17 protein-coding genes and 6 tRNA genes are annotated in these 24,932 nt (G+C 43.0%); 13 read left to right on the top strand and 10 right to left on the bottom strand.

Going from position 1 to position 24,932, the window contains the following annotated elements:
- Positions 1–34 precede the first annotated feature (34 nt).
- Positions 35–1,594, bottom strand: a complete 1,560-nt coding sequence (locus ACVBJC_RS08700; protein WP_447160472.1) for a tryptophan halogenase family protein — start codon at positions 1,592–1,594, stop codon at positions 35–37.
- Positions 1,595–1,653: 59 nt separating this feature from the next.
- The gene (locus tag ACVBJC_RS08705; RefSeq protein WP_447160473.1) at positions 1,654–2,382 is read right to left on the bottom strand and encodes a SapC family protein; all 729 of its coding nucleotides are present in this window, start codon (positions 2,380–2,382) and stop codon (positions 1,654–1,656) included.
- An 817-nt stretch (positions 2,383–3,199) separates the two neighbouring features.
- On the opposite strand from ACVBJC_RS08705, the gene ACVBJC_RS08710 reads away from it, so the two are divergent.
- From ACVBJC_RS08710 to ACVBJC_RS08730, 5 genes are all read left to right on the top strand, one after another.
- On the top strand, positions 3,200–5,869 hold the full coding sequence (locus ACVBJC_RS08710; protein WP_447160474.1) for a family 20 glycosylhydrolase: 2,670 nt from the start codon (positions 3,200–3,202) through the stop codon (positions 5,867–5,869).
- Between the two features lie 237 nt (positions 5,870–6,106).
- Complete coding sequence (gene nagK, locus ACVBJC_RS08715) at positions 6,107–7,003, top strand: N-acetylglucosamine kinase (RefSeq protein WP_447160475.1); 897 nt, start codon at positions 6,107–6,109, stop codon at positions 7,001–7,003.
- Between the two features lie 65 nt (positions 7,004–7,068).
- Positions 7,069–8,202 carry an N-acetylglucosamine-6-phosphate deacetylase gene (nagA, locus tag ACVBJC_RS08720; RefSeq protein WP_447160476.1) on the top strand — a complete coding sequence of 378 codons (1,134 nt, stop codon included), beginning with the start codon at positions 7,069–7,071 and terminating at the stop codon, positions 8,200–8,202.
- Positions 8,203–8,650: 448 nt separating this feature from the next.
- Positions 8,651–9,808 (top strand): transmembrane glucosamine N-acetyltransferase NagX, encoded by a 1,158-nt coding sequence (nagX, locus tag ACVBJC_RS08725; RefSeq protein ID WP_447160477.1) that lies wholly within the window; start codon positions 8,651–8,653, stop codon positions 9,806–9,808.
- 310 nt (positions 9,809–10,118) lie between these two features.
- Complete coding sequence (locus ACVBJC_RS08730) at positions 10,119–11,432, top strand: sugar MFS transporter (protein ID WP_447160478.1); 1,314 nt, start codon at positions 10,119–10,121, stop codon at positions 11,430–11,432.
- 278 nt (positions 11,433–11,710) lie between these two features.
- Here the strand turns inward: ACVBJC_RS08730 and ACVBJC_RS08735 are convergent.
- The 6 genes from ACVBJC_RS08735 to ACVBJC_RS08760 all read right to left on the bottom strand — a co-directional run bounded on the left by ACVBJC_RS08735 (position 11,711) and on the right by ACVBJC_RS08760 (position 14,057).
- Positions 11,711–11,786: transfer RNA gene (locus ACVBJC_RS08735), tRNA-Thr, on the bottom strand.
- A gap of 53 nt (positions 11,787–11,839) precedes the next feature.
- Positions 11,840–11,915: transfer RNA gene (locus ACVBJC_RS08740), tRNA-Phe, on the bottom strand.
- Between the two features lie 874 nt (positions 11,916–12,789).
- Positions 12,790–12,865, bottom strand: a tRNA-Thr gene (locus ACVBJC_RS08745).
- Between the two features lie 53 nt (positions 12,866–12,918).
- Positions 12,919–12,994, bottom strand: a tRNA-Phe gene (locus tag ACVBJC_RS08750).
- Between the two features lie 858 nt (positions 12,995–13,852).
- Positions 13,853–13,928 (bottom strand) — tRNA-Thr (locus ACVBJC_RS08755).
- 53 nt (positions 13,929–13,981) lie between these two features.
- Positions 13,982–14,057: transfer RNA gene (locus tag ACVBJC_RS08760), tRNA-Phe, on the bottom strand.
- Positions 14,058–14,467: 410 nt separating this feature from the next.
- On the opposite strand from ACVBJC_RS08760, the gene ACVBJC_RS08765 reads away from it, so the two are divergent.
- Positions 14,468–15,016, top strand: coding sequence for a cytochrome b (locus ACVBJC_RS08765; protein WP_447160479.1), 549 nt, complete (start codon positions 14,468–14,470; stop codon positions 15,014–15,016).
- A 92-nt stretch (positions 15,017–15,108) separates the two neighbouring features.
- Complete coding sequence (locus tag ACVBJC_RS08770; RefSeq protein ID WP_447160480.1) at positions 15,109–15,696, top strand: YceI family protein; 588 nt, start codon at positions 15,109–15,111, stop codon at positions 15,694–15,696.
- Positions 15,697–15,832: 136 nt separating this feature from the next.
- On the opposite strand, the gene ACVBJC_RS08775 is transcribed toward ACVBJC_RS08770, so the two are convergent.
- Together ACVBJC_RS08775 and mutY are read right to left on the bottom strand one after the other, a co-directional pair.
- A complete protein-coding gene (locus ACVBJC_RS08775) occupies positions 15,833–16,111 on the bottom strand; it encodes an oxidative damage protection protein (protein WP_012276265.1) in 279 nt (92 codons plus the stop codon).
- 2 nt (positions 16,112–16,113) lie between these two features.
- A complete protein-coding gene (gene mutY, locus ACVBJC_RS08780; RefSeq protein ID WP_447160481.1) occupies positions 16,114–17,178 on the bottom strand; it encodes an A/G-specific adenine glycosylase in 1,065 nt (354 codons plus the stop codon).
- Positions 17,179–17,410: 232 nt separating this feature from the next.
- Here mutY and trmB point away from each other — a divergent pair, with 232 nt between their 5' ends.
- The 6 genes from trmB to ACVBJC_RS08810 all read left to right on the top strand — a co-directional run bounded on the left by trmB (position 17,411) and on the right by ACVBJC_RS08810 (position 24,896).
- Positions 17,411–18,124 carry a tRNA (guanosine(46)-N7)-methyltransferase TrmB gene (trmB, locus tag ACVBJC_RS08785; RefSeq protein ID WP_447160482.1) on the top strand — a complete coding sequence of 238 codons (714 nt, stop codon included), beginning with the start codon at positions 17,411–17,413 and terminating at the stop codon, positions 18,122–18,124.
- 50 nt (positions 18,125–18,174) lie between these two features.
- Positions 18,175–18,501: a YggL family protein gene (locus ACVBJC_RS08790; protein ID WP_447160483.1), complete on the top strand. Its 327-nt coding sequence runs from the start codon at positions 18,175–18,177 to the stop codon at positions 18,499–18,501.
- Positions 18,501–19,415 (top strand): glutaminase B, encoded by a 915-nt coding sequence (gene glsB, locus ACVBJC_RS08795; protein WP_447160484.1) that lies wholly within the window; start codon positions 18,501–18,503, stop codon positions 19,413–19,415. Before ACVBJC_RS08790 ends, glsB begins: the two co-directional genes overlap by 1 nt.
- Positions 19,416–19,685: 270 nt before the next feature.
- Positions 19,686–20,501, top strand: coding sequence for a YggN family protein (locus ACVBJC_RS08800; RefSeq protein ID WP_447160485.1), 816 nt, complete (start codon positions 19,686–19,688; stop codon positions 20,499–20,501).
- Between the two features lie 366 nt (positions 20,502–20,867).
- Positions 20,868–21,809 carry a LysR family transcriptional regulator gene (locus ACVBJC_RS08805; protein ID WP_447160486.1) on the top strand — a complete coding sequence of 314 codons (942 nt, stop codon included), beginning with the start codon at positions 20,868–20,870 and terminating at the stop codon, positions 21,807–21,809.
- Positions 21,810–22,625: 816 nt separating this feature from the next.
- Positions 22,626–24,896: a hypothetical protein gene (locus ACVBJC_RS08810; RefSeq protein WP_447160487.1), complete on the top strand. Its 2,271-nt coding sequence runs from the start codon at positions 22,626–22,628 to the stop codon at positions 24,894–24,896.
- Positions 24,897–24,932: the final 36 nt, after the last annotated feature.

Here is a 24,932-nt window from a genome sequence, read left to right on the forward strand (position 1 = left end):
ATAACATCTAGGGATAACATCCAGGGATAACGTACTAAGAGTACGGATTAGAACCTCTCCACTCTTTACCGTAAAGGGATTGGAGCTGCTGCTGATGTGGCGGAAAGTGCTGTGTGACGGTATTAAAGTATTTGATAATATTATCAAGTTTAACCGCTTTATCGCTTGCCAGCTTGTTGGTGTTTTGTGGGTTAAAACGTTCTTTCCCGGCTAACAGGCAGTACCAACTCGGAGTCAGGTAGGCCGTATGGCTTTGTGTCGCTTGTAGCACTGTCTCTAGATCGCCAGCAGGTGAATCCCAAACCGCTATGATTTGCTTTAGCTTGTCAGAGCAGGTTTGCAGGTTTCGTGCATCAAGCCAATATTGGCTATCGGTGCGAGTATTTAAAAAATAATGTGCCTGAATGTAGTCTTTAATGGCATCAAACATCGCATTAATCTTGCTGTTAAATAGGTTTTGCTGGCTTAACTCAGCTCTTGCATAGCTGCGAATAAACTCTTCTAGCGTATATTGCACTGCCATTAAGGCTGTGGCCTCAAGGGGCTCGATAAAGCCTTGAGAAAGGCCCACCGCTAGCACATTTTTATGCCAATGTTTTTCAACTCTTCCGAGTCGCATAGATAAATGCTTGGCAGGCATACCTTCACAGTCATTGCCAATATGTGCCCTCAATTCTGCTTCAGCTGTGTTGCTATCAATATACTTTGAGGAATATACATAACCATTACCATAACGGCTACTTAAGGGGATCTTCCATGCCCAACCTGCACTTAAAGCCGCGGACTCAGTGAAAGGTGGCATAGGTTCACAGTTATTGATATTCGATGGGATCGCGATTGCGCTATCGTTGAGCAAACTGTCTGAATAGTCTTTAAATGATGTTTTTAGGGTTTTACCAATTAATAAAGCGCTAAAACCTGTGCAATCAACAAATAGCTCGCTGGTAAGTCTTTCACCGGACTGAGTGAGAAGCTGCTTTATATTATTTTTTTCATCAGTCTCAATATGTTCGACTGTATCAGAGACATGCTTTACCCCTAGTTTTATTGCGCGCTCTTTTAGATATTCACCTAATAATGCAGAATCAAAATGATAGCCATATTCCATAGTGCCATTGAGCGCTATATCGGTGTTTGGACTGCGGTTTTCTTTTGCTAAAAAGCTTTGTAACCAGTAATTATCAGGATGTGCATCGACCGCAAAACCTTGACGCTTTAGGTCAGTGTTATGGATAAACGCCTGACCTGTTTTGGTATCAATATCAGAATAAAACGGATGAAAGTAGCTATTGTGTTCAATGTTAGACAGCCAGTTAGGGAAGCTAATACCACATTTGTAAGTGGCATTACATCTGGGCATCCATTCAGATTCTGCTATTTCTAGGGTTTCAAAAAAACGTTTTAATGCTGGAGTGGAGCCTTCTCCTACACCAATCTTTGCAATTTCGGCAGAATCGATAACGGTAATGTTACAGCCTGCACGGCTCCAAGCATGATGCAAAAGACTTGCGCTCATCCAACCGGCGGTGCCTCCACCTATAATAATTATCTTTTTTGGAGGAGTCGTAGCGATCATTTGGTCTACCTTTGGCATTTGCGAACTATCAGCCGTAGCAACCACAAAGATGCTTTACGGCTGAACTCTCACATTAACTAATGAGTTAAGTCGTACTGATTTTGTTTTTCGATAAGGCGAGGGATCTGCTGCAGTGATAGCAGATGGGCGTAGATAAGCGGTAATAATCCATTATCTTTTAGTGATAAAAATTCATCATTACTCAGCTGGTTTAAAGTCTGTTCATCAACGACATAGACACCATCAATATTGATAGGTTGCTCACTTTGCGCAAGCTTTATTGTTAGCTGCTTTACACTAAATAACCCTTTTGCGGCGAGCAACTGACAGATATTGTTTGTTTGTTCATTAAATGCTGCTATTTCGAGCAATGCTTGAGTACGCTTTTTTAGGTATTCACTTTGCTCTTTGTCGTCGTTAAATACCCGCTGAGCACTGTCATCAGACTCGGTAACTAAAGGGCTGCTAGTATCAATACAGACGAGAACATTATCACTGTCTTGGTTGGGTTTGACTAAAGACAGTGGTGCATTATTAAAACCACGAGGTTTAACTGCTGCGGGCCAGTTACTATTTTGGCAGTACAGATTGAGGCTATCTTTAATCCCCATCATAGCGACGGGAATAAATTGACCTGTTTCGCTATTTTTTACAAATACTAGCGGAAACTCTATCGCCAAATGATGAAACTCATGAAAAACCACAGGTATCAGGTTTTGATCGGCAAAACGGCTGTAATCTTGTGACTCGCTAATGAGCAAGTTAAGGTGATGGTCAGAATTAAGAGGGACGATATTATTGTTCATTCTACTGAGTCCTTTGGTACAGCCATTTAGACTGTGGCATAAATAGCTGTGAGTACAGCTTCGTAAATACAGCTTCGTAAATACAGCTTCGTAAATACAGCTTCAATAAATATAGCTTTGTAAATACAGGCTCGATAAATACAGCTTTGTAAATATTGCGTCGTTAAATATTATTTAGCCTAAAGTAGGGCAACACTCATGTGTGTTACTTGTTAACGATAGGTATACTAATAAGTGACAGCGCTGTCAATAATTGACCTTAAACAGCTAAGCAATTTGTTGTCTTCGAGTGATACTGGCAATAGAGGATTGAAATGGGGTTAACGTTACTCGCATTGAGTGCTTTTTAATCCTCAGGGGGGAGATCGCTTTAACTGGGGGGATTTCTTAACTACATGTTTAAAAGAAGCTTTATTAGATATTTTTAATTGCTAACAGTGATTCATGGCTTAAGTGTCAAATAAATGTAGTTGTTTTGTACACTTTTGTGTATATTTAAATGACAGCGTTGTCATCTGCTTGTGTGACAGGTTGTTTGTAAGGTCTACATGAAGAGGATGAGGTCTCCTACTTCATGTTTTTGGCAAACATGATGTTTGTTACTCCTATATAGTCTCTCCCCAGAAACTAGTATGGGCCGAGTGCTTTATGAGTACTCGGCCATTTTTTTATCTGGCACAATGGAAGAGACGCGTAGGTTGGTATAGGGGTTCGCTTACTTCTAAAGGGGAGGAAGTGGCGAGACTAAATCCAAACAAATCAAAATAAATTAAATTATTTCACCTTTGATATAAGAATATTGATAACGAGGAAAGTAATGAAAATTAAAGTGGTAGTCGCCGCAATAGCATTGGCACTAGCGGCAAGTGCTTGCTCTAACCCAAATGAAGCCCCAGCAAGTTCAAAGGCATCCAGCCCGCAAACTGTCAATCAAGGTGTTTTGACGCAATCAATTCTTAATAACATTGCCGATACCCTCGATGTTCAATATACCGTTGTAACCAATGTTCCAGATGATAACTGTGATAAAAACGTTAGTGATGGACGATGCTTCTTAGCCGAAATTGCGCTCACTTCCCAAATGGATATCAGCAATAAAGACTGGTCTATCTATTTCTCTCAGATGCGTCCGATTCAAAGCATCGTTGGCGATGAGTTTGATATTACGCGAGTGCAAGGCGATCTACACAAGATAACACCCGCTGCAGGCTTTAAAGGGCTTACACTCGGCGAAACTAAAACCATCCAGTTTAGAGGCGAGCTGTGGCAACTTTCTGAAATTGATGCCATGCCAAATTACTATATCGTTGCTGAAGGCCTTGAGCCCGTCATTATTCGTAGTACACAAGTCACGGTTGATCCTGAAACAGGCATGGAGGTGCGTCCCTATGTCAGTGCCTTTAGTAATAGCGAAACCCAATATAAACGCCGTGAAATCGACAAGCTAGAATGGGCTACAACAGGAGTGTTGTATCGCAATAACTTAGCTATGCCTAATAACGTGGCCTTGGCTGAAAACAGTATTTTACCAACACCCGTTAAGGTTGAAATTAAAGCCGCGAGTCAGCCTGTTTCGCTGCAATCTGGGTTAAATGTCGAGCTCAATGACGTCAGCTTAGCTGCGGTTGATGCTGCGCTACAAAGATTAGCGCGAATTGGTGTGAGTCAAAGTGATAAAGGGCTCAAGACAGTACTATTGCCATTAACCTCAGCAGCGACTACAGGACAATATCGTTTGGATATTTCTCCTGAGATGATCAGTATTTCTGCCGCCGATGACGCGGGCTTCTCATATGGTCTTGCCTCATTGGCATCTCTTGTCGATGCCAATACGTTAGAGATTAACCCAATGCTGGTGGAAGACTCACCACGTTACGATTTTCGCGGCATGCATATCGATGTCTCGCGTAACTTCCATAGCAAACAGTTGATTTTAGACCTGCTAGATCAAATGGCAGCATACAAGCTTAACAAGCTGCACCTGCACATGGCCGATGATGAAGGTTGGCGTTTAGAGATTGCAGATCTTCCTGAGCTAACAGAGGTTGGCAGTAAGCGTTGTCATGATCTCAATGAAGATAGCTGTTTATTGCCTCAGCTGGGCAGCGGCCCCTTTAGCGATGCTAAAGTGAATGGCTACTATAGCAAAGCCGATTACATTGAAATTCTAAAATACGCTAACGCAAGACAAATCCAAGTGATCCCATCGATGGATATGCCGGGTCACTCACGCGCAGCGATTAAGTCAATGGAAGCAAGGTATCGCACTTTGATGGCTGCAGATAAAGCCGAAGCTGCAAAACAATATCTATTGTCCGACAGCGAAGATAAAACGGTTTATTCATCAATACAGTACTACAACGACAACACCTTGAATGTGTGTATGGAATCGACCTTTACCTTTATTAATAAAGTCATTGATGAAATCGCTGCTATGCACAAACAAGCGGGTGTGCCGCTTAACCTTTATCACATAGGTGCCGATGAAACGGCAGGTGCTTGGTTAGCGTCTCCAGCATGTAAGGCCTTTATTGCTAACAATGATAAAGGCGTAACTAGCATGGAAGAGCTCGGTGCTTACTTTATCGAAAGAACGGCTAAGTTACTTGCTGACAAAGGTATAGAGGCTGCCGGCTGGAGTGATGGTATGAGCCATACACGCCCTGAAAATATGCCCAAACAAGTCCAATCAAATATTTGGGACGTAGTCGCTCATGGCGGTCATCAACGCGCTCACACCCAGGCTAATCTTGGTTGGCAGGCTGTGTTAGGTCAGCCTGAAGTCTTATATTTTGACTTCCCGTATGAGGCCGACCCTAAAGAGCACGGCTATTACTGGGCGAGTCGTAATACCAACTCACAGAAAATACATAGCTTTATGCCGGGTAACTTGCCAGCCAATGCAGAGCAATGGACTGACATCGAAAACTTGCCTTTTGAAGCCGATGATACGCTTAAAAAAGATGAGGCGGGTAACATCATTAGCGGACCATTAAAAGCCTCAATGCAATTTACGGGTATTCAAGGTCAGCTATGGAGCGAAACCGTGCGCAGTGATGATGTTGCTGAATACATGATGTTTCCTCGAGTAATGATGCTCGCTGAGCGTGCATGGCATAAGCCACAGTGGGAAGTACCTTATCAATACCAAGGCGCGGTTTATAATCAACAAAGTGGCTTCTTTACTAAAGAGATGCGTCAAGCTCAGGCTGATGATTGGCACCGTGTGGCAAACACCTTAGGTGCTAAAGAACTTATTAAGCTAGATAAAGCAGATATCGCCTATCGAGTTCCTACAGCTGGTGCTGTCATCAAAGATGGAAAATTGTTTGCCAATGTGATTTTTCCAGGTCTTAGTATTGAATATCGTGATGCAACAGGACAATGGCAGGCATATTCAGATGGTGTAGCAGTTACCGCGCCAGTTGAGGTGCGTGTTATTGCAGCTGACGGTAAGCGTAAAGGGCGCGCTCTAATTGTTAAGTAACAATTACTCAACAGGTGTGTTGGTTGGAAATGTAAGTAGTAACTAAGCTTGAACGTAGCAGTGCTAAGGCGTTGCTGCGTTTTTTTGGTTTTTGTGATCAAGTTTAAAAAACAAATGACAACGCTGTCATTGTTGTTGTAACATGAGGTTAACTTGGTGGGCTTTATTCGCAATTCGCGTATATAAAACCTAGATCCATTCTGCACTAAAAGAATGAGAACAATAAAGAGGTCTGTCATGGGCATGAGCCAGACGAAAGAAGAGTCCCTATACATAGGAATCGACGGTGGTGGTAGTAAGTGCCGTGCAACAATTTACACTCGTGACTATCGAGTTCTCGGTACGGGTGTCGCAGGGCGCGCCAATCCCCTTCATGGTTTAGCTCAAACATTTCAATCCATTGAAGAGTCTAGCCAACTGGCATTGGCTGATGCGGGTCTGACTCCCGCCGATAGCAAGCGTTTAATCGCAGGCCTTGGATTAGCCGGAGTGAATGTGCCTAGGCTGTATCAAGATATCGCCACTTGGCAGCATCCGTTTGCCAGTATGTATTTGACTACCGACTTACACACAGCCTGTATTGGTGCACATCAAGGCCTAGATGGCGCGGTTATTATCACAGGTACAGGCTCTTGTGGTTACGCTCGCGTAGCAGATAAAGAGCTGTTTTTAGGCGGCCACGGCTTTGCCTTAGGTGATAAGGGAAGTGGCGCTTGGCTTGGTCTAAAGGCCAGTGAGAGCGCGTTATTAGATTTAGATGGTTTTGGTGAAAAAACCTTATTAAGTCAGCGACTCTATGAATACTTTGAGGTTAATAGCGCATTAGGCATTGTTGAAAATCTCGCTGGGCAGTCATCAAGTACCTACGCCAAGCTTGCTAGAATCGTGTTTGAATGTGCGGCGCAAAATGATGGCGTCGCTCTGGACATAGTGCGTGAAGGCGCAGGCTATATAAGCGAACTAGCTAGAAAGTTATTTGAGTTAAATCCGCCTCGATTTTCTATGATTGGTGGATTAGCTGAACCATTAGCAGCTTGGTTAGACGAAGATGTATTAGGTAGACTTTCACCCACACTGCAGCCGCCAGAGTGGGGCGCAGCCTTTTATGCTCAGCAGCAAGATGCGAAGGCTTAAGCGCGGGCATGTATAGCAGATAGAAAACAATTCAATGGCGCCATATTTGAGTAAGCGAGAATAAAATGAAGCAGACGATAATTGCAGATCGCGTGTTTGACGGAACTCGATTCCATACTGACTTGCCTATCACGTTTGAAGACGGCCATATATTGGCGTTTGATACGGTGCAGGGGGCCAGCGAGTCACGCGTAAGCGGCCTTATTGCACCAGGCTTTATTGACGTACAAGTTAATGGCGGTGGTGGGGTGTTATTTAATGCCTCTCCGAGCTTACGAGGCATTGAAGCCATTGGCCAAGCTCATGCTAAATTTGGCACTACGGCTTTTCTACCGACGTTAATTACCGATGATGTCAGTGTTATGCGTCAAGCTGCTGATGCCGTTGCAGAGGCGATAACGATAAACAGTGCAGGAGTTGTAGGTGTTCACTTTGAAGGGCCCCATTTAAGTGTGCCTAAAAAAGGTGTGCACCCACAGCCTCATATTAGACGCATTTCAGATGCGGAACTTGAGGTTTTTAGTCGTCAAGATTTAGGCATCAAAGTCGTTACTCTCGCACCTGAAAATGTGAGTTCTGAAGTCATAGAGGCCTTAGTTAAAGCTGATGTAAGAGTGTGTCTAGGCCACTCTAATGCAGATTACGAGACGGTTAAAAGAGCCCTTGGCGCTGGTGCTTCAGGTTTTACTCACCTGTTTAATGCTATGTCTGCACTAGATTCAAGAAATCCTGGCATGGTTGGTGCTGCGCTTGAGAGCCAGGATGCCTGGTGTGGCTTGATTGTTGATGGTCACCATGTTCACCCAGCTTCGGCAAGAGTCGCAATCAATGCCAAGCCTAAAGGTAAGGTGATGTTAGTGACTGATGCAATGCCGCCAGTCGGTTTGGAGGAGGAGGTCAGCTTTGAGCTCTTTGGTACTCAGGTGCTGCGTGTTGGCGACAGGCTCAACGCTGTAACGGGTGAGCTTGCGGGCTGCGTGCTCGATATGGCTGGTGCGGTGGCTAATACTATCAATATGTTGGGTATTGAGCCTGCAGAAGCACTGCGAATGGCATCGCTATACCCAGCTGAATTTTTAGGTATTAGTGACAAGATGGGAACACTTAAGCTTGGCGGCCGAGCCGATATGGTGCTGGTTGATAATAACTATGGTGCCGTGCAAACCTTCATTGCTGGTGAGCGAGTTTTTAAGCGTTAGGCTGTCTAGATACTCTTATCTGGATTCTCTGGTCTAGGTGCTGCTGTCTAGATGAGCTATGTTATCGAGCTTATGTAGAGCCTAAGTGTTAGACATTCGTCTGTTAAGTGCTCTTTTATTAAGGTTTTTTCTATTAAAGACTTTGTTGCTAAGGGCTTTGCTACTAAGGGCTCTGTAGCAAAGAGCCTTGCATTCAAGACCTCAGTACCCAAGGATTAAGTACTCAAGGATTATGTATCCAAGGGCTCAATCACTAAGCATTTTAGAGCTCTGTATTTAGGAGCTCAGCACTTAAGCACTCAAGTACTCAGCACTCAAGTACTCAGTAGCTAAGAATTTACAGTTAACAACGAAGCTGTCAATCAAAGCCTCAGTAGTGAATACTAACTTGAAAAACAAAGGCTTTGATTTATACCCATTATAAAAAGTCGTAGAAAGGGTCGTTACCATGACAATAATAACAAATAACCCCCAATCAAATGAAAAGCCCAGAGTAAAGCTTAGGCTCAAGTCTTTAGATGCATTACGTGGCTTTGATATGTTCTGGATCTTAGGTGGCGAAGCTATTTTTGCTGCTTTGTTGGTGATGACCGGTTGGGCTGGCTTTAAGTGGTTTGACGCGCAAATGCATCATAGTGCTTGGAACGGCTTTACCTTCTACGACTTAATTTTCCCGTTATTTATTTTCCTGTCAGGTGTCGCATTAGGCTTGTCACCAAAACGCCTTGATAAGTTGCCAATACCTCAACGTTTTCCTTTATATAAACATGCGGTAAAACGACTGCTGTTATTACTGTTTTTTGGCGTGATTTATAACCATGGCTGGGGTACAGGGGCACCATTTTCTGCTGGCGACGTTCGCTATGCCAGTGTGTTAGGCAGAATCGCGTTTGCTTGGTTTTTTTGTGCTTTACTGGTTTGGCACACTAGCTTGCGGACACAAATTATCACCGCGATTACAGTGCTAATTGGTTATGCTTTACTACAAGCCTTTCCCGTTATATCCCTTGATGACACAGGTCCATTTACTGTGACGGGCTCAATTAATGCGGCAGTTGATAGTTTGTTTTTACCTGGAGTGACTTATCAAAATGCGGCGGTTGATCCAGAAGGTATACTCTCGACGATCCCTGCTGTAGTTAATGGCTTAATAGGAGTGTTTGTGGGGCACTTTATCGTCAAGCCCCATGCTCAAGGTGACTGGTATAAAGTGGCTATATTAATGGCATCGGGTATCGCGTTCGTTGGGGGAGGCTGGTTGTTATCTCCTCTCATTCCTGTGAACAAAACCCTATGGACCAGCAGTTTTACCTTAGTGACATCGGGTTGGAGCATACTGCTCTTGGCACTGTTTTACGCCATCATTGATGTCATTAAAGTGCAGAAATGGGCCTTTTTATTTACGGTCATTGGCTGCAACTCAATTGTGATTTATATTGCTTCGAGTATCGTAAATTGGAACTACACCGCAAGCAGCTTATTTGGTGGCGTGATTTTAAGTTTGCCTGAGAATGCGCAGGCATTAGCAAGCGTTATAGGCTTATTATTGGTGCAGTGGTTGGTACTTTACTGGATGTATAAGCGCGAGATTTTCATCAAGGTTTAAGTTGTTAGCCTTAAACTTACTCTTAAGTTAAATCTAAAGCTTGGGCTTTATACTGCCTGGGAGTAAGCGGGGAGGCAACTTTAACTAAGTTAAATAGGTTGTTTAAGTAAAAATGACAGCGTTGTCTTTTTTGCAATAATGCTTTAACATCGATGAAACATTGGGCTTTGAATTAGCACTACGTTAAAAAGCTAAGCACAGAATATAAGCAGATGACAGTCTGCAAAAGCTAAGTGGTATCAATGAAGGATGGGGTAGCAGTTTAATCTGGTATCATAAAATCAATTACTATAAGAAGCAGGTTTAATACATGACAGCAACGACTCAGGCTCAAGTTAGCCCCAAGAGCAGCTTACTGCCTATGACCATTATAGGTGTGCTCTTTTTCATCTTCGGATTTGTGACTTGGCTTAATGGCTCACTGATCCCCTTCCTTAAAATCATTTGTGAGCTTAATGAATTCCAAGCGTTATTTGTTACGTTTGCGTTCTATATAGCTTATACGGTGATGGCACTACCAATGTCATCGATACTTAAGAAGACGGGTTATAAAAATGGTATGGCGATAGGCCTAGCTATTATGGTTGTTGGCTCATTACTCTTTATTCCCGCTGCCCAGAGTGCCAACTTTATCCTATTCCTAGGAGCGTTATTTGTATTGGGTACGGGATTGACCATTTTGCAAACCGCATCTAACCCTTATGTTGTGCATATTGGCCCTAAAGAAAGCGCCGCAATGCGTATTAGTATTATGGGTTTGATTAACAAAGGTGCTGGTGTCATCGTACCTATCTTATTTACTGCATTGGTATTATCAGGTTTTGAAAATTTTACTGCCGATCACTTAGCGGCATTGAGCGAGGCCGACCGTTTAGCGCAGATCAATGAGCTATCATCAAGACTGGTGATGCCTTATATTTATATGGCTATAGCACTGACGTTCTTAATTGGTTTAGTTAAGTTTTCATCGCTGCCAGAGCTAGAGTTTGAAGTGGCTGATGATCATCAAGAAAAGGGTGGTATTACTCACTTTCCACAAGTGGTACTAGGCGCAGTTGCTTTGTTTGCTTATGTTGGTGTCGAGGTTATTGCTGGTGACACAATTGGTTTGTACGGTGAGAGTTTAGGGGTAAATAACTTTGCTTCACTGACGTCTTACACCATGGTGTTTATGGTGTTTGGCTACATTATTGGTGTGACTTGTATTCCTAAGTTTATTAGTCAAGAAAAGGCACTACTTGGCTCAGCTCTAGCGGGGATTGCCTGTATTATTGGTGCTGCGTTAGGTTCTCGTGAAAGCACAATGATTGCTGATATTCTTTGGGGCTGGAGCGGTATTCCGGTGATCCCTGATACGGTGACATTTGTCGCTATGATGGGTTTAGCTCATGCACTTGTATGGCCATCAATCTGGCCGTTAGCACTAGAAGGTTTAGGTAAGTACACGGCTCAAGGTTCAGCTCTATTAATCATGGGGATCTCAGGTGGTGCAATCTTACCTTTGGTATTTGGTAAAGTGGCCTACTTTGCAGGCAATACACAGGTTGCGTATTGGGTTGGCTTACCTTGTTATCTGTTTATCTTATTCTACGCCTTAAAAGGCCATAAGATGCGCAGCTGGTAATCAGCTTAGTCACTCTGTCATGCCTCTTTAATGTTGAGGTTTGATCCATAAAGGAGCCTAAGGGCTCCTTTTTGTTTTTTTAAGGGCAAAGCATGGCAAAGGTGGGAAAAGCGTTCAGGAACAACATAACGCTTATACAAAGTGCTAGAGTGCTATAGGAGACGCATGGGAGGTTAGGCGTCTATCTCGTTAGATTTTTCTTTAGTATTAAGAACTTTAAATGATGAGCAATTACAGATACAAAAAAGCCACTCTATTGAGTGGCTTTTTTGTTTTTATGGTGCCGGCACCAAGAGTCGAACTCGGGACCTACTGATTACAAGTCAGTTGCTCTACCAACTGAGCTATGCCGGCTTATTTGTTTAACCAGTCAATTAACGATTGTTAAGTCACTCATTAAAAAATGTTGGTGCCCGAACCCGGAATCGAACCAGGGACACGAGGATTTTCAATCCTCTGCTCTACCGACTGAGCTATTCGGGCAACTAATCGCTACTAATGTAGGCGTTAGATTTGCTACTTCAAACACAGCATTTAAAGCCTGTCTCGTTTGGAGTGCGCGTATAATATAGTGATGTTTTATAAGGTGCAAGTGCTTTTTTGTTTTGTGGCGACGAATCGCAATCTAAAGCTGTCTAAAGTAAGTTATTTACCACTGTCATTGCTCAAGTACTGCTCAAGATAGTGCGTTTAGACACAGATTAAGACAGTTAATGATGACGATTTTATTGCGTGGGTTAGCTATTGCTAACAGGTGGCTTTTGAAAATAACCACTGACTGAAGGCTCATTATACCAATCAGTATAAGAAGTTGATCTACTCAGAGTGTTTCTTGGCAAACTCTTTCAAGGCGAATGGATGACATAATAGTTGTTTTCTTCTGAGCCTATTCAATGCAGAAGGAGGCCGCAAAAACGCTCCTTACAGGCAAGTTTTAGCGGCTCTGATACTGTGTAACGAGCTTAAACGTAAAATGACTATGCTCTTCACTCGTTGCAAACCACATGGTCTTGTATGTTCCCGACATACATAAGACATTTCCTCTATCCGTTAAGGTTTGCTGCTGGAAATATCATAAATGCAAGCTTGTATGAATACACGACTATATGAAAACAAGGCTATATGAATATAGGAGGCTGAGTAACGCAGGCGCAGTTACCGAAGAGCCATGAATGGCCTTGCCTCTGCAGCGCTAAGCTCTGGCTGAGGGAGCAAATCTTTATACTGACTTTGATTACCTGTTAAAGGGGGAGCAGCACCAGTAGTGTTTTAAACGTTAACCGCATGTCGACTAAGAATACATTGTTAAATTACAGACACAAAAAAGCCACTCGAAGGAGTGGCTTTTTTGTTTTTATGGTGCCGGCACCAAGAGTCGAACTCGGGACCTACTGATTACAAGTCAGTTGCTCTACCAACTGAGCTATGCCGGCTTATTTGTTTAACCAGTCAATTAACTATTGTTAACTCACTCATTAAAAAATGTTGGTGCCCGAACCCGGAATCGAACCAGGGACACGAGGATTTTCAATCCTCTGCTCTACCGACTGAGCTATTCGGGCAACTAATCGCTACTAAATGTAAGCGTTAGATTTGCTACTGCAAACTTGATGGCGTTAAAGCCAGTCCCGTTTGGAGTGCGCGTATAATATAGCGATGTTTTTGAAGGTGCAAGTACCTAAGTGTGCAACTGCGCAACAAATAAGCTCTCCCCGAGGTTTGCGCTTGTTTTTAAGGCTGCTTGAGCTTTATTTGCGCAGTGGCGCCATTTGCTTCGCCACTATGAGCTGTAAGCTTTCACAGCAAAGGGGTAAGTCAGGTAAATATGTTTGCTGGCAAAGCAAGATACTATGAACGCAAGATACTATGAAAGTTAGATACTATGAACGCTAGGTGCTATGAAAGTTAGGTGCTATGAAAGTTAGGTGCTATGAAAACTAGATACTATGAACGCTAGGTGCTATGAAAGTTAGATACTATGAAAGTTAGGTGCTATGAACGCTAGGTGCTATGAAAAATAACCGAATCATGATGCTTGCGATTTAAACAGTAAGCAAAGCCGTCAGTTTCAGTCGTAAGTTCATTAGCAAGCTAAGCAGAATTTAGCAAAAGGCGTTAGCAAAAGTAAGCTATAGCTAAAAAGGGTAGGTTGCAGTCATTCGAAATCGATTGAATCGGGCTGCGTCACATTGGGTTTGGCTAAATCAGGTTTCATTAAATTAATTGTGATAGTTAAGTATGCATGAGTTACAGTGGCTACCTGACACAAATTATTCAGTCAGGTGAGCAATCCCCTGTGTGATAGAAAGATAATTTATTGAGTGATGTAGCTTAGGTATAGATTGGGTATAACTTTGGGAATATGCTTGCTGATTTTAGATACAAAAAAGCCACTCTATTGAGTGGCTTTTTTGTTTTTATGGTGCCGGCACCAAGAGTCGAACTCGGGACCTACTGATTACAAGTCAGTTGCTCTACCAACTGAGCTATGCCGGCTTATTTGTTTAACCAGTCAATTAACTATTGTTAAGTCACTCATTAAAAAATGTTGGTGCCCGAACCCGGAATCGAACCAGGGACACGAGGATTTTCAATCCTCTGCTCTACCGACTGAGCTATTCGGGCAACTAGCGATACATAAATGTAAACGTTAGATTTGCTACTGCAAACTAGATGGCGTTAAGGCCTGTCCCGTTTGGAGTGCGCGTATCTTATAGCGGGATATAAAATCCTGCAAGGGCTTTTTTACTCATTAATGATTGTTCGGCTAGTTTGTGTGCAGCTTGATAAATCAGAACAATCAACTGAGCCCATGCGCTCATCAATTGATTAACCGTTGCGCTATTAATAAAGCGTTAACGAAAACAGCAATAGTAATACCGCGATGTTTGAGCTGCTTTATTCAACCATGAGCAGTTTGCTTAGCTATCGAGCAAAACCTTTCTAAAAAATAGAATTTAACCGCCTAAATTTACTGGTTTTATGTTTAAAAATAGTTTGTATGATGGGTTCATTAACTAGGTGCTGGGAAAATTATGTTTCGCAATACAGATAACTCTTACGGCTTGGTGGCCATTTTGATCCATTGGTTATCAGCCATCGCTGTGATTGGACTGTTTGCCGTCGGCTTTTGGATGGTCGATTTAACCTATTACAGCAGTTGGTACCAAACTGCCCCCCATCTGCATAAGAGTATTGGGTTGTTATTGCTGCTACTGACTTTAATTAGACTCGTTTGGCGTTATTTTTCGGTTAAGCCGGCCGAGTTGACGACCCATAAGCCTTGGGAAAAACGTGCAGCTCACTTAGCGCACAATGCACTTTATCTATTAATGCTGCTGATTATGCTCAGTGGTTATCTCATTTCGACGGCGGATGGCAGAGGTATTTGGATATTTGATTGGTTAGAGGTGCCAAGTTTTGGTGAGTTGATAAGCAAACAAGCCGATATCGCTGGGGCTATTCATCAATATTTAGCTTATGGGCTAATTGCTCTGGTGGTTATTCATGCTATAGGGGCATTCAAACATCACTATATTGATAAAGACAAAACCCTAAGCAGAATGATTAAGCCATTGCCATAGGGCCTTAAAGTTACGCCGCTATGACAGCAAAGATTAACCAGCTCAAACGATTTAGCTCATTTAATCGAGCGCACGATAAACAAGGATAGAATATGAACAGCCAATTTTTAGCTCTAGCATTAACAGCATCAGTAACCACTTCTATGAGTATGGTAAGTACCGCGCAAGCCGCAGACTATGTGATAGATACAGAGGGCGCGCATGCCTCTATCGAATTTAAAGTAAGCCATTTAGGTTATAGCTTTGTGGTAGGCCGTTTTAATCAATTTGCAGGTGATTTTAGCTTCGATATCAACAATATTGCAGATTCTACAGTCAATGTGACTATTAAGACAGCCAGCGTCGATTCTAATCATGCTGAGCGAGATAAGCATTTACGTAGTGGCGACTTCTTAAATACGGGCAAATTTCCGCAGGCACGCTTTGTATCAACATCAGCAGTAGACAAGGGCGACGGCAATTTTGTTATTAATGGTGACTTTACTTTTAATGGTGTCACAAAGCCGTTAGCCATAGATGCCAAAATAATAGGTGAGGGCAGTGACCCATGGGGCGGCTATCGTTCAGGTTTTGTTGGCAGCACTGAATTTGCCTTAAAAGACTATGACGTTAAAGTCGATTTAGGGCCAGCATCAGCTAATGTGGTTTTAGATTTAGTGGTAGAAGGAATTCGTAAGTAATTTCAAGTCACCAAAAAGTGCTTTAAATAGATAAAACAAAACGCCGCTTAAATTAATTTAAGCGGCGTTTTTGATGACGTTACATTGTGGCGCAGACTAAAGCTGCGACCAGCTCGAACTAATGCTAAACAGTCAGTTACTCGTCGTCTTTTTGCGGCACGTAGCCTTCAATTTCGACATCTTTACCTTCAAACAAAAAGTTTACCATCTGCTCTTCTAAGAACTTACGGTCATCAACATTCATCATGTTCAGTTTCTTTTCGTTGATCAGCATGGTTTGTTTTGACTGCCAAAGTGCCCAAGCTTCTTTACTGACATTGTCGAAAATACGCTTGCCCAAGTCACCTGGGTAAAGCTGAAAACCTAGGCCTTCTGCTTCTTTGTTTAAGTACACGCAGTTTACTGTGCGAGCCATGATTACTCCTTAATTAATACAGAACCTAAGTCAGCCAGAATTCGCTCAGTAGCGGCGGCTAAACCAACTTTAGGTGGATGAGATAAGTTATACCAGAGCGTGGAACTTTGTTCCATGATCTGGTTATTGCTAATACCACTTACTCGGACCAACACCGGCTGGATATCGAGGTGAAAGTGGCTAAAAGTGTGTCTAAAACCGACTAACTCTTGTTGCGAGGTCATTTTTAGTTGCTTGTCTTTAATATAAGCGTCGAGTTCGGCGCGCTCTGCAAATTGAGGAAAGCACCAGAGACCGCCCCAAATACCCACGGGTGGTCGTTTCTCAAGATGCACTTGATGCTCATCTTCTATGACTAATAGCCAAGCAAACTTTTCTGGAATGGATTTCTTTGGTTTTTTACCTGGATATTCGGTCTGCCGGCCACTTAACTGGGCTTTACAGTCTATGGCTACAGGGCATTGGGCGCAGTTAGGCTTGGAGCGCGTACAGACTGTTGCACCAATATCCATCATGGCCTGATTATATTTTTGAATATCTTTAGCTGGGGTTAACATTTCGGTTAATTGCCAAAGTTGCTGCTCGACAGGTTTTTTACCTGGCCAGCCTTCGATTGCACCATGGCGAGCTAAAACACGCTTCACATTACCGTCGAGAATAGCAAAGTTGAGTCCTAAAGATAGCGAAAGCACTGCACCTGCCGTTGAACGACCAATACCAGGTAATGCCAAAACATCATCAAAGTGAGTTGGAAACTCGCCATTAAAATCAGACTGCATTATTTGTGCGGCTTTATGTAGGTTTCTGGCGCGCGCGTAATAACCAAGTCCAGTCCAGTGATGCAACACTTCGTCCTGCTCGGCACAGGCTAGGCTATCAATATCTGGAAATCGTGCGATAAACTTTTCGAAATAGGGGATAACCGTAGCAACTTGCGTTTGCTGGAGCATGATCTCTGAAATCCATACTTTATATGGGGTTTTATTGAGTTGCCAAGGAAGTTGTTTACGACCAAAGTTGTCGTACCATTCGATAATTCTTGTTGAAAAAAGCGCGGTAGTTTTCATCGGCGCAGTGTAACTTTAGCCTAGGGTTTAAACAAGCAAAGCACAGGGCTTTTTATGGCAAAGTGGCTGGAGTTGTAAGCAAAATATGGCTTATTTAGCTGTAAAGCAAAGGCACTGCTCGCACAAACTGAGATTATTGGTATAATTTCGCCACAATAAGGCTTGCACTGAAGGTTGAACTTTGGATAATGCCTTTCTTTTTTAAATTATGCTGTCTTAAGCGAGGGCGAAAATGAGCGACGTAACAACCGCTGAATTCAATGAAGAAGGTAAATACCTTCGCAAAGTGAGAAGCTTTGTATTGAGAGAGGGCCGTTTAACTAAAGGCCAAGCTCAAGCAATGGAGCAGCAATGGCCAATCATGGGCCTAGATTACACTCCAGAATCGATTGATTTAGTCGAAGTATTTGGTCGTGAAGCAGATACCGTTCTAGAGATCGGCTTTGGCATGGGCGCGTCATTGGTGGAAATGGCTAAGGCGGCTCCTGAGCTTAACTTTATCGGTATCGAAGTGCATAAACCCGGCGTCGGTGCATGCTTGGCAGAAGCTGCTGAAGCGGGCGTGACTAACTTACGTGTTTATCACCATGATGCAATTGAAGTACTTGAAAATAGCATTGCTGAAGGCAGTCTGGCTTGTGTGCAATTGTTCTTCCCAGATCCTTGGCATAAAACTCGTCATCATAAGCGCCGTATCGTTCAAGCACCATTTGCTGAATTGATCCGCAAGAAACTTAAGGTTGGCGGTGTATTCCATCTGGCAACAGATTGGGAAAACTACAGCGAACATATGCTAGAAGTGATGAATGCCGCGCCTGGTTATAAAAACCAATCTGCGACAGGTGATGTTGTTGAACGTCCAGATCATCGTCCATTGACTAAATTCGAAGCGCGTGGCCACCGTTTAGGTCATGGGGTTTGGGATCTTATGTTTGAGCGTGTTTAAGCGCTAAACCGAATTTATATACTGTAAATAAGCTATCTAGGAGAACAACCATGGCAGCAAACCGTAGCCGTCGCTTACGTAAGAAATTACGCGTTGATGAGTTCCAAGAGTTTGGATTTGACGTTAACTGGATTTTTAATGAGTCAGTAACAGAAGAGCAAATTGATGCAATCGTTGATCAGTTTATCGATGAAGTGATTGAACCTAACGACCTAGGTTATCACGGCGGTGGACACAAAGAGTGGGAAGGTATTATTGCCACTCAAGGTATCGGCAAGTGTACAGAAGAGCACCGAGCTGCAGTTAAAGCATTCTTTGACGCTCAACCTGTATCTGATCTCGAAATTGGCGAGCTTTACGATATTTGGTGGGGCTAATGCCTGAATTGGCATTACTTGAAGAGATCCTAGAAAAAGTACGACCTCTTCTAGGACAGGGTAAAGTGGCTGACTATATTCCAGCCCTTGCCCAAGTTGATGCTAATAAGTTAGGTATTGCAGTGACGACCTCTGACGGTGTCACTATAGGGGCTGGAGATTATCTCGAGCCCTTTTCAATTCAGAGTATTTCTAAGGTATTTAGTCTTACCTTGGCGCTAATGCTGTATGAAGAAGATGAGATTTGGTCGAGAGTCGGTAAAGAACCCTCAGGCCATTCTTTTAACTCTTTAGTTCAAGTTGAATTGGAAAAAGGCTTACCGCGAAATCCATTTATCAATGCCGGTGCGCTGGTTATTGCCGATCTTTTGCAAAGTCGTTTAGGTGCGCCTAAGCACCGTATGCTTGAGATTGTTCGTGGTTTAAGTGAAAACAATAGAGTGGGATACGATAAAATCGTTGCCGCATCTGAATATCAACACAGCGCAAGAAACGCCGCGATAGCTTACTTGATGAAATCATTCGGTAATTTTAATAACGACGTTGATACTGTGTTGCACAGCTACTTTCACTATTGCTCACTTCGCATGAGCTGCGCAGATCTTTCCCGTGCTATGTTTTACTTAGCTAACTCAGGTAAAAGCCTTGCTGGTAAACAGTTAATTAGTCCTGTACAGAATCGGCAGTTAAATGCGTTATTAGCCACATCCGGCCTTTATGACGGTGCGGGTGAGTTCGCTTATCGCGTCGGTATGCCGGGTAAGAGCGGTGTCGGCGGTGGCATTATCGCGGTGATCCCTGGTGACATGTCTGTATGTGTTTGGTCTCCGGAGCTTGATGCCAATGGCAACTCTTTAGCGGGCACGGCAGTGTTAGAAGCCTTGAGTCAGACTTTAGGCCGTTCGATTTTTTAGTTTTACTCAGTCAATTGTCTACAGCCAGTCACTATAGTCAGTTTCTACAATTAGTTCCTACATCAGTATCAACATCAGCTGTTTTTGATATTTGGCCAATTGTTAGCTTAATTGGCCAAATATATTATTTAGCAGCGTGTATCACCTCTATACAACTCAAGTGATAACCTTTAAAAACATGGTGTTAGCTTGTTTGGCATGGTCTATGCTTTATTTACGTCAAGATTGAAAATAATATCATACAGACTATAGCGATAAAGGATTGATGCGATGAAAAAACTACTTACCTCTGTTGGGATCTCAGCCGTGTTGCTATCAGCAACGAGTCTACAAACCGTTGCCGCTCATAGCGACCAGTCAATGAATAAAGAGTGCGAAGTCGCGCTTAATTATGACGTCACGGTAGAGCCTAAGAAACTGATTGTCAGTGAGGTTGGTGATGAAAAGTATCGCATCGAAATGGATGAGCTATTTGTTAATGGCAAGCAAGTGTCACTTAATAAACAGCAGCAAGCATTAGTGAGTCAGTATTCACAAGAGGTTTCTTCGCAAGTACCTGAGGTGATTGAACTGGTTAATGATGCGGTTGGAATGGCTTCTTCTGCAGTGAGTCTTGCGTTAACCCCACTGTTAGGTGATAGCGCAGGTGCTAAGATTGACGAAATGATGTCAGGTCTTGAGCAACGAATCGAAAGCGTAGCGTACCAACATGGCGATACGTTTTACCTTGGCTCGACAGAGTCATCACTAGAAGATGCCTTTGGAGAGGAGTTTGAGCAAGAGATGGAAGAGTTAGTGCAGAACTCACTCGGCAGCATGATGATGACTTTAGGCGCACAAATGATGTCGGGCGACGGTGATAGCTTTGAACAGAAGATGGACTCTTTTTCTCAAAAGATGGAAACCATTGGTGATGATATCGAGATGCAGATGGAGCAGCAAGCCGCTGATCTAGAAGCCCGTGGCGAAAAGCTATGCGAAAGATTTAAAACCTTAGTGGTACTGGAGCAACAGTTGCGTGACGAGATCCCAGAACTTGCTAGCTATCCTTTAGTTGAATCCTCTAATACCACTATGCTTGAGTAAACATTACTTCACTGGACTCGTTACTAAGATATACGCTTGGTAAAACAATGAAGTAAAGCTGTTGCCTTGATTGATTTGCAACCTCCCCTGCATCCCCCCTTTATGCAGGGGTTTTTACATTTAAAGCCTCACTAGACTTTTGTACTACCGATCCCCTTTGTACCTAGCCCAAACTACATATTTGATGAGTTATGGGGATTTTTTGGTATACTTCTAAAAATAAAAACAAAAACCAACTATTGGTTACATAATACAAACTCTACTCTAGCGTACATATATTCACTTAAGATATTGTTTTTAATAGAAAACAGCATGTCTTAGCGATGGAAGTACTATTACTGTCGTAAACACCTTAAGGCGATTTACATGTTAGAACTTTTAGAACCAATCGCAATTTTTACCCATGTGGCTCGAGCGGGCAGTTTTAGCTCTGCGGCGAGAAAGTTAGGCATATCAAAGTCTAAAGTAAGTACCCAAGTGGCCGATCTGGAGCATAAGCTTGGTGTTCAATTGATTCAACGTACCACAAGAAGCTTGAGTTTAACTGAGGCGGGCCATCTATTGTATGCCCAAGGAGAAGAGTTATTAAGAGATGCCGACCAAGCTGTTGCTAGCGTTCATAATCTTAATGATGCTACCCGAGGCGTATTGAAAGTGGGTATTTCTCAGTCATTCGGTACCATGCACATCATCCCTGCTTTGCCAGAGTTTATGGCTAAGCATCCAGAGCTCGAACTTCAAGTTAGCTTACTTGACCATAAAGTCGACGTGGTTAGTGAAGGTTTAGACCTACTACTTACGATGTCAGAGCAATTGCCACTTGGGATGGTTGCAAGACCACTGATGAAATGTCAGTTCTTGTTAGCCGCGTCGCCATCATATGTAGAGAAGCATGGTGTACCTAGCCGCCCAGAGCAGTTAGTAGACCATAACTGCTTGGTATATCAAGGTGAATGGCATGAGCACAGTATCTGGCAATTTAAGCAAGGTGATGATTACTGTGAGATTGGCGTAACAGGTAATTTCAGAGTCGATAATGCCCCAGCATTAAAGTCGGCGGCGGTAAGCGGACTCGGTGTGGTTTATCTAGCAAGCTATCTGCTTGAAGATGAGCTGGAAAAGGGGACTCTGGTGCCAATTCTTGAAGACTGGCAGTTGACTCATCATTTGCCATTACAAGCGGTTTACCCAAGACGTAAACACTTAGCACCAAAGGTCAGTGCCTTTATTGATTTTATAAAAGATCATATCGGTACACCGCCATATTGGGATGCGCCTTTAAAAGAATTGTATGCAAAACGTAAGTAAAATGGAGAAACATTGTTTTATATTTTGAACAGTGTGAAATCTTGCTAATGTAGTGAGTTCTTAAGTGCCTTTTATTCAATCACTTAATCCCTGCTGTACATTGTTTAGTCAAGCTGAATTTAGCCTTGGCTAAACAACTTAAAATCATTTCAGTTGAAGTTTGTTCTCGTTTTAATACAATTGCAGGCAGTTGATTCAAAAGTTCTGAGTCCTATAGTGTAATCGAGAATGACCCCTCTCTATTGCGCTATACAGAGCAGCTAAAAGCATTTTGCATCAATGCTGACAGACGGTTTAAGAACTAAAACAATGTCAGCCTTAAAACCATCACCTAGTTTGGTTTACCCCGGTTATTTATAGCCGGGGTATTTTTCTTTTTGGGCTGTACCAAAGCTTAAATACCTTCCCTTGTTCTGCATTTGAAACAGTTTGAAGTTCGTTCTATATCAAGGTCTTTCACTTTTGAATCATTTCAGTCTGGTGAATAATGAAAGTCGTGAGCAGTCTGCTTACTGGGCTGGCAGGTGAACCGTGCTACTGTTTATAACCGAGGAGATGAGTTTAGCGAGCCTTATCATCATCGGCATCTGCTGGTGGCCTGGGTATAGAAGCCATTGTTAGCCGAATTTGCTTGCAGGGTTAATGACCAAGCATATTTCGGCCTCGAGTTTAGTTACGGCCCAGATTGGTATAAAGCGCTTGATACTTGAAGTGAAACTATCTTAAGCTACAGATAATATTGGAAAATATTATCTTCTCTTAGCTTTATCGTTCGATGCTTTGTAGAGCCATTTATTTCATGAGACATGTATTACATTGAATAAATTTATTAAGTCACTTTTTTCGGGTTCTGCTGATCTTGGAACTGCATCTGAAACCGTAGCTGAAACTATCTCTGCAGAAAAGATTTCAGCAACAATTACTTCGGAAACAACTACCTCAGCAGAAAAGATTTCAGCAACTACGACCTCAGAAACAAGTGCTGAGCATGAATACTCTTTTCAGCACCATAGGTTGTACTACGATGGATTGATTCAGCTGCAAATAGTTAAACGCAGTGGTTTCAATATTGAGCTATTGAGTCAGTTTGAATTGGTTGGTAGTGATAACTGCGAACTGCTTTTGGTTGAGTGGCTTGATGATGAGCGCTTTATTGCGGTGGATTCAATAGGCCGAATTTATAGTGCTTGTTTCAGCTCTGGTGCCCGCTCTGATATCAGCAATGGCATAAGCTCCGACATGAGTTTAAATACATCCTCAGCTTCTAGCTCTCAAAGCCGCAAGCCAAGCAAGCTGAGTTTAGTTGCGCTAACATCGCTAGAGTTGTACCCAACAAATGATGCCTGCTGTAACAATGGCAAGCTTTGGCTCGTTGGCGCCAAGCAGGGTGGGCGACGCAGCGCCCGGTCAATGTACTGTATCGATATAGGCGCAGCCTTAAATAGGCAGGCAAGCGCGGCTGCAGAGAATGACAGCCATACAAAAGTTGGCTCTTTTGAGCTCCTCTGTACCGATATCAGTTGTTATGAAATGCCATTTAGGTTTGTTAACGGCAGTATGGTGTATTTGGCTGATAATGAGTTTGTGTTTTATCAGCGTGAAAAGCGCAGAATGCATCAACTGGTGAGCTTTAGCCCTCTTAGTTCTGAGATGAAAGTTCATCCACTTGAAGGCAAGCCCGCACCGACGGAAATTTCTGTTCGTAATACTTTTTTCATGGATAACCAACGCGGTATTGCGCTGCTTGCCAATGCTGAGACGGTTAGCATGACTGTATTAACTGATACTGACGCTTCTGAATCGATTGCCGAGGCTCTTAATCAAGCTGAAGTGATTGCTCAGGCTGAAGCTTTTGATCAGGCTGAAGCTCCAGGCTTTGATTTTGTATTACAGCTAATCGATTTTAAGCAGAAAAAGGCACTGTGGAGCCGCAGTGTTAGGACACTTAATCCATCACAAATTTGTGCCAGTTATCAAGCTGAAGAGCTTGTGGCGTCATTAACTGCGATTGCCGCTGGCGATAGCAGCTCAAGTCACCATGATGAGCTGCAAACCTTTGTAGAGTGTCTAACCTCGGCCACTGTTGCTGCTGATGGCAACAGCATTTGGCTTGGCTGGCAAGATGGCGTGGTGCAGCAGCTATCGTTAACGGGTGAATGTATATTCCCTCTGAAGCAACTGATGCAACGAAATAGTGGTGGCATTCTTCGCTCTTTGCTGGTGTTTGGGCTCGAACCCGTTGTGATTAAATCTCAAATTGATGACCAATTATTGGTGGCGGTTGGTGACGAGGAGGATGGGCGTATTTGGCTGATGGATCTCGCTGATAAAAAACAGGGTTCTTCAGCGAGTCTTGTTTCAGCGGTATGTCGGCAAAAAGGGGTCATATTAGATATACCTGCAGGGCTGACTGAAGTGCCGACTCAGAGTGGGCAAGTCGATATTTTTTATCAAGATTTAAATGATACGTCAGCAAAGCTGGCAACGCTTGAAACACTGAACGCTTTAATGCCGAAGCTACAGCTGCATTACCACGCCAGTTATGAGCTGATGAATAAAAATGCCCCCAACTTGGATGCAAAGCTAGAGCTAAGTAATGAGCAGAATAAAGTTTTAAATAAAACGCCAAACCAAGCTCTAAAACAAGAGCAAGCTCAAGATAAGCCGTTATCACTATTCTTTGGCTTTGTTACTCAACAAGTCAACGGGTGTACCGTCCAAAGTGAGTACGATCTGTTTGCTTCAGCAGGTTACGATGAAAAGGGCGCAGACTTATTAGCAAGTATCATCAAGCAGTTTGCCAGCTGGGACTGTGCCGCTCATCTGTCAGGTCTTAAAGGGGCGCCGGTAATGGCCGATGCAGTGTTAGCTCTAGCTGACAAAAAAGAGTATTTAGATATTCTTGCTGAGTACTTTAACGCCATTGGTGCTAATGAGCCTATACATCCCTTTCATGTACACAGGACGATGGTTGTGATCCGTGATCAACACGCTGACTCACCTGAATTAGCAGCCTTTATGGCGAAGGTGCCTTGGCCTTGGAATGATGTCAGTTTTAGCGTGCCTAATGTCGGAGCTTACGACTAAATGTGATGGCCTAGAACCTAGGACCTAGGACTGAAC

Source organism: Shewanella sp. 0m-6 (genome assembly GCF_052977325.1).

Coding starts and splice junctions, on each gene's coding strand:
- nagX (WP_447160477.1), top strand. CDS start 8,651: ATGACAATAATAACAAATAACCCCCAATCAAATGAAAAGCCCAGAGTA.
- trmB (WP_447160482.1), top strand. CDS start 17,411: ATGAGCGACGTAACAACCGCTGAATTCAATGAAGAAGGTAAATACCTT.
- ACVBJC_RS08730 (WP_447160478.1), top strand. CDS start 10,119: ATGACAGCAACGACTCAGGCTCAAGTTAGCCCCAAGAGCAGCTTACTG.
- ACVBJC_RS08790 (WP_447160483.1), top strand. CDS start 18,175: ATGGCAGCAAACCGTAGCCGTCGCTTACGTAAGAAATTACGCGTTGAT.
- ACVBJC_RS08700 (WP_447160472.1), bottom strand. CDS start 1,594: ATGCCAAAGGTAGACCAAATGATCGCTACGACTCCTCCAAAAAAGATA.
- ACVBJC_RS08770 (WP_447160480.1), top strand. CDS start 15,109: ATGAACAGCCAATTTTTAGCTCTAGCATTAACAGCATCAGTAACCACT.
- ACVBJC_RS08800 (WP_447160485.1), top strand. CDS start 19,686: ATGAAAAAACTACTTACCTCTGTTGGGATCTCAGCCGTGTTGCTATCA.
- ACVBJC_RS08710 (WP_447160474.1), top strand. CDS start 3,200: ATGAAAATTAAAGTGGTAGTCGCCGCAATAGCATTGGCACTAGCGGCA.
- ACVBJC_RS08775 (WP_012276265.1), bottom strand. CDS start 16,111: ATGGCTCGCACAGTAAACTGCGTGTACTTAAACAAAGAAGCAGAAGGC.
- ACVBJC_RS08765 (WP_447160479.1), top strand. CDS start 14,468: ATGTTTCGCAATACAGATAACTCTTACGGCTTGGTGGCCATTTTGATC.
- nagA (WP_447160476.1), top strand. CDS start 7,069: ATGAAGCAGACGATAATTGCAGATCGCGTGTTTGACGGAACTCGATTC.
- nagK (WP_447160475.1), top strand. CDS start 6,107: ATGGGCATGAGCCAGACGAAAGAAGAGTCCCTATACATAGGAATCGAC.
- mutY (WP_447160481.1), bottom strand. CDS start 17,178: ATGAAAACTACCGCGCTTTTTTCAACAAGAATTATCGAATGGTACGAC.
- glsB (WP_447160484.1), top strand. CDS start 18,501: ATGCCTGAATTGGCATTACTTGAAGAGATCCTAGAAAAAGTACGACCT.
- ACVBJC_RS08805 (WP_447160486.1), top strand. CDS start 20,868: ATGTTAGAACTTTTAGAACCAATCGCAATTTTTACCCATGTGGCTCGA.
- ACVBJC_RS08705 (WP_447160473.1), bottom strand. CDS start 2,382: ATGAACAATAATATCGTCCCTCTTAATTCTGACCATCACCTTAACTTG.